Source organism: Ferruginibacter sp. (genome assembly GCF_031430955.1).
GTDB lineage: Bacteria > Bacteroidota > Bacteroidia > Chitinophagales > Chitinophagaceae > Ferruginibacter.
Genome location: NZ_JANPCM010000148.1, coordinates 1 through 4664, shown reverse-complemented (window position 1 = coordinate 4664; position 4664 = coordinate 1). Strand labels below are relative to the sequence as shown.

The 4664-nt window shown below is 36.6% G+C and carries 1 protein-coding gene and 1 pseudogene; both read right to left on the bottom strand.

The window, feature by feature from the left end; all coding sequences use genetic code 11:
• Window positions 1-352: 352 nt before the first annotated feature.
• Window positions 353-3034 carry a 4-alpha-glucanotransferase gene (locus tag ACY65O_RS04030; RefSeq protein ID WP_462219562.1) on the bottom strand — a complete coding sequence of 894 codons (2682 nt, stop codon included), beginning with the start codon at window positions 3032-3034 and terminating at the stop codon, window positions 353-355.
• A gap of 398 nt (window positions 3035-3432) precedes the next feature.
• Window positions 3433-4664: pseudogene (locus ACY65O_RS04025) on the bottom strand (hypothetical protein); the annotation flags it as partial.

Sequence of the window (4664 nt, the reverse complement as noted above, 5' to 3'; positions counted from 1 at the left end):
GTTTAAACTAACCGACGAAGAAGTATTGGAAGCATGTTATTTAGCACGAGATTTTATTGGGAAGCCGTATTTAAAAATTAGCTCTAACGATATTGAAAATCATCAACACGAAGTAGAAAGAAATAATAGAGAACGAGTATCTGACAACGATGTGCCTTTTTAGCAAAGTGACTGATAAAATCGCAGAAACAAAATTTCGTTATGGTATTCGGGCAGCCGCCAACACGAACTGTGTAAAAAACCAAAAAAATTAAGCAGTTTTTTTGTAAAAGTTATCTTGGTATAAAACATCTGATTTTACTACTCCGAACACCTGCTTTAATAATTTGTTGCATACAGCAACAATTCTTCATTATCTCCCACTCGCCGCAACATAACTCCTCACTTCTTCATTAAACGCATCTTCTTTAAGCAAATCCTCCAGTGTAAAATGCATGCGGTACCGCCAATAATGGTTGGGGTTGCCGGGAATATTTATTCTTTCGTCATCAGGGTTAGCACGGCGTAAGATTTCACTTATGCCTAACATATCCTGTAATTGAAAAATGCTCCACATGGCAGGGGAATAAAAATGCTGCAATACAATTTCTTTATTTACCCATGCTTCGCAAAAATAAGGTGCTTCGCCATAGCGGCCCATAACGGTGTTGTAAAAGCGCTGGGTTTTTGCGGCGTCTTCCTGCCACCAGCCACGTATAGTACTCATATCGTGGGTGCTGGGTGTAACCACACTCATGTACGGTGCATCGTTAGGATGAAAAAACTCAGCATTACTTTGCTTGGGCATGCGCTGGATTTCTAAACTTAAAATACCCAACTGCTGCATTACATCGGGCACACAATGTGGTACCATGCCCAAATCTTCGCCGCAAATAAGCATGTTGGTACTGCGTTTTAAGCCGGGCAATTTATTCATGGCTTCTTTTTTCCAAAACTCATCCTGCCTGCGGAAAAAATAATTTACGGCCAGTTCTTTTAATGCATTTTGAGAATGCATATCCAGGTTTTGAAAAGATAATGTTTGCTCCATACCAATACGGAAATGGAATTGCTGCCCCTGCGATGCTTCTTCTTCAAATAAAATTACATTGCTTATTAAATTAAATAAGCCATATTTTATTTTGTTCTCACTGTCATTTTTTTCGGCAAAATAATTTTCTACTTTACGTTGGGTATTAAATGCTTCTTTTAATTCGTTGTTGTTTAAAAAATAATTTTTTACATAACTTATTTCTTCACCAAATAATTGCAACAGCACCTCATCATTAATAAATGGTTTGGTATAGCGGTACCAGTCGTAAGAAATATTTCTTTCGAAAAATTCGTTGATGTGTACAGGAATAGCGGGAACAAACCTGCCCATAATACCCTCTACCGCATGCAAAGGAATACTCCAGATGCGGAAGAAACCTAAAATATGATCAATTCTAAAAGCATCAAAGTATTCACTCATTTGCTCAAAGCGCTGGCGCCACCAGGTAAAATCATCTTCCTGCATAGCCTTCCAGTTGTACGTAGGAAAGCCCCAGTTTTGTCCTTTCACTGCAAAGTCATCAGGCGGTGCGCCGGCTTGTGCATCCATGTTATATAATTCAGGTGCCATCCATGCGTCTACACTGTTACGGTAAATACCAATGGGGATATCGCCTTTTACCACAATACCATTTTTGTGTGCGTAGGCGGTGGCTTCTTTTAATTGCAAATGCAAATGATACTGTGTAAAATAATGCACCGCAATATCATCATAGTGTTTTTGCGATGGACTTACTAAACGCTGTATGGCGTTTTCATCGTAACTGCTGTTACTTTTCCACTTGCTGAATTCTGATGTATTGTATTTATCTCTTAAAAAACAAAAGGCGGCATAAGGTACCAGCCAATGGCGGTTCAGCTCAAAAAAATCGAAGTAAGCGGTATCGTTTCTAAAAATATCTTTTTGATGGGTATAAATTTCTTTTATTGCAGACTGTTTAAATTTTATTACGTTATCATAATCAACCTCGGGCAGTGCATTTAATTGCTGCTGTTTTTTCTTAAGCGGTTTTATAATTGCTGCCGACATTACGCCTGCTGTTTTTTCTAAATTTAAAAACAATGGGTGTAATGCAAAAGCAGAAATGGCGGAGTAGGGATAAGAGTCCTTCCAGGTATGTGTAGCCGTAGTATCGTTAAGCGGCAAAACCTGTATCAGTTTTAATCCTGTTTTTTTTGCCCAGTCAACCAGTAATTTTAAATCTGTAAATTCTCCTGTGCCAAAACTGTTTTTACTGCGTAAACTAAATACCGGTATAGCAACACCTGCGCCTTTCCAGGGTTTATAAGTTGTGTTTATAAAACCATCGTGGCTGATGGTGATTTTTTTCTTTGCAGCATCGCCGTTTAAGGTTCTGTTATTCCCTGCTTCAAAGGCAATAAATTTTTTATCTTTTATATTATAGATGCCATATTTATATGCCAGCGGAAATGTTTCTTTTGCAAGATTCAATTTCACCTTCCACCAGGTTTTATTTTTTTTAAGCAGTACCGGTTTTTCGGTGCTCCAGTTATTTAAATCTGCAGCAGCACCTGTAATGCATACCGCTTCATCTTCGTTTAGTATGGGGGCTTTTACCCTAAAATCATGCGTATAAGTTTTTGGCAGCTTTGCTGCAACTTTGGCAATGGCTGCTGGTGTTTTTAATAATACATCCTGAAAGGCCTGCGTAAAATAAGCATTCTCGGTTTCGCCGGAGTAATTCCACGTATCAATAAGATTGATCTCATCAGCAGCAATAGTATCCAGTGCTACAATTCTGTCATCACCAAATTCAACCGTATCTTCTACCCCATTTTCTTTTAAAATATATTTATACTTAAGGGTGTTGATGTCTTTTACGGTATCAATTTTAATAGTTCCATGCCATAATTGATCATTAAGATATTCGATGGCAAAAGCCTGGCTTAAATCATCGTTACCCAGCACATCTGTATTGCCACTTACAAAAATTGCCTGGCCAAAATGAGTGGTAAACCGTAAATAAAAATGGATAGTCATTAGCAAAACCGTGTATTAAGGGACGGCAATATAAAACCTTTATTTCAAAATGTAAAAAATACACATTAAAAAATGAATAAATACCCAATATATGTTTATAAAGTACCGATATTTTTATTTAAAATGTAACAGTATAAATTCTTCTGCCCTATATTTGCAAAAAAAAATTACCAATGAGTACAACTAAAAAGAACACAGGACTTTACTGGATATTATTATTACTTTCCGTAGCAGGTTTTTTCCTCGTGCTGTTTTCGCCCATTGGCTCTTATTGCTCGATGGTGTTACCTTTTAACGTAACTTTTTTTGCCAAGGCTTTAGATTTAATGTAATTATTATAATTTAATATACTTATAACACCTGCAGGTTTGCCGGTGTTTTTTTATGGCTGAAGTTAATTAATTGGCTATTACAAAATCGGGGCGCTTAATAAAAGTGCTGTTGTATTTAAAGCGGATGTTTGTATTCAATTCTATTTTCCAAACATTCATATCGGCATTTGTACGGGGGAAATAATAAGCCTTTAACTCCATTGTTCCAAACACGAGATTTTCGTTACGGGTACGTACACCGCCACCAACAGCGCCAAATCCTTCACTCTTATCAAAATTTCCTTTAGTGGGTTTAAGTAAACTAAAGTCGGAAAATATAAATGGCGCAAACCTAAAACCCAATACTTTTTTTAAATTGTAAAACACCGATTCTAATTTTATGGTTGACCTTAAATCAGAATTAATATTCTCAGGATTAAAATAAGGCAACCCATAAACGCTGTTTAAAAATAAAGGGGCATTAAAAACCGGGTTTATTTGTGCTGCTATACCTGTTGTAATAAAAGTACGCTGGTACCAATTGCTGTTCATTTTTTTTAACCTGGTAAAATGTTCTACGTTAAATAACAGGTCCATATCTTCAAATCTTTTCCGGTTAAAAAAACTTCCTGCCCTAAAAGTAAAATTGCTGTGAAACCCACGTTTTTTAAAATTGGCTAAATTAAAATCCAACCCGGCATAAGGCCTTTTAATATTTTGCTTAATAAAAAAACCGGCATTTTTTTGTACAACATAGCCCCCGGTAAATACCGCAGAAAACCCTTCGGGCACATCTTCATTACGGCCAAAACCATAAATAAAATTGGTTTTGTAAAAACTTTGTTTAAAAACATTTATTGATGCAAGTATACCGGTGGAGTTGGTAAACCTGTAATCGAATGTATCTTTAGATTTAGCAGGCGAATTTATAAAATGGAGATTAAAAGATCTTAAAGCAACAAATTTATGTAGCCGTATTTCTTTGTTGGCATAAATAGCACGTTTACTGTCTAAGCTGTAACCCAGCCATCCGTCAATATTGTAATAGCCATACCTGAAATCAGTTTTATAAAGCGAATCAGAAATATATTGATTATCAGTTTGATTAAAATAAACTTCGATAGCCCCGGTACTGGGTATATAAGGTGTTACCAAAGGTTTTTCAAATCGTGTGTACAGCGTAGTTACCTCTCTTTGGCCACTGCTGAAAGATTGGGCAAAGTTGGAGAACCCTGTTGTCCAGTCAACAAACGAACCTTTAATATTTCGTTTGGTTATCTCTGCGCTGTAGCCGGTTTTTGAATGCCTTGGTTCATCAT

What these genes read in the sequence shown, in the direction of transcription:
- ACY65O_RS04030 (WP_462219562.1), bottom strand. Translation starts at nt 3,034, where the DNA reads ATGACTATCCATTTTTATTTACGGTTTACCACTCATTTTGGCCAGGCA.